1 protein-coding gene is annotated in these 952 nt (G+C 41.2%); it reads left to right on the top strand.

Translation table 11 applies throughout. The annotated features are described in order from the left end of the window. Positions 1-952, top strand: a 952-nt coding sequence (locus SCSH_RS10780) for an ISNCY family transposase (RefSeq protein WP_057491882.1), incomplete at both ends; no start/stop codon positions are given.

Here is a 952-nt window from a genome sequence, read left to right as displayed (position 1 = left end):
TCCAAACTCCCAACTGCTTCCAACTTCTTTGAAGAACCTGACAAAGCTCATCCCAGCCGAGCAAGAAAGAAATTCAAAGGGGAACTCATTCAAATGGATGCCAGTCAATTCCCTTGGTTTGGACAACAGGAAACACATCTTCATGTCGCTATTGACGATGCCTCCGGTGATATTGTCGGGGCTTACTTTGATACTCAGGAGACGCTAAACGGGTATTATCATGTCTTAGAACAGATTCTAGAGGTACATGGTATCCCTTTCCAGTTCCTTACTGATAAAAGGACTGTATTCACTTATGCTTCCAGTCAGTCTAAAAAGATCGAGGAAGATACCTTTACACAGTTTGGATATGCTTGCCATCAGATTGGTATTGCCATTGAAACGTCTTCTATCCCTCAAGCTAAAGGGCGTGTAGAACGTCTTAATCAGACCCTACAATCGCGTCTACCAATTGATTTACAGAGGAATCAAATTACCAGCATCTCTCAAGCGAATCGCTATCTTAAGAGATGGATTAAACGATTTAACAAGCAGTTTGGTGGACTGGCTAGTGAGTCTGTTTTTGAGAAAGCACCTAAACCAGCCCAGCGAAACCTACTGTTAGCGAGAGTCTCTGAAAGAGTGATTGATAGCGGGCATCATATTCGATATCAAAACAACTTCTACTTGCCCGTCGAAGGGGATAAAGAAATCTATTTTACGCGTAAAACAAAGGCACTTGTGATTGAGGCATTCGATGGAGACATCTACCTTAATATCGCAGACACTATTTATGCCACTAGAAAGTTACCAAAACACGAGAAGCACTCCAAAGAATTCGAAATGGTGCTTAAAACTAAAAAAGAAAGACGCAAGTATATTCCACCACAATCCCATCCGTGGAAACTTGCATCTTTTAAACAATACCTTCATAAAATCGGAAAATCTTATGAAGAATTCAAGCGTGAGAGGA

The sequence above is a fragment of the Streptococcus orisasini genome (assembly GCF_001431045.1).
GTDB classification, from domain to species: domain Bacteria; phylum Bacillota; class Bacilli; order Lactobacillales; family Streptococcaceae; genus Streptococcus; species Streptococcus orisasini.
The sequence above is the reverse complement of the archived record's forward strand: the minus strand, read 5'-3'. Positions and strand labels throughout refer to the sequence as shown.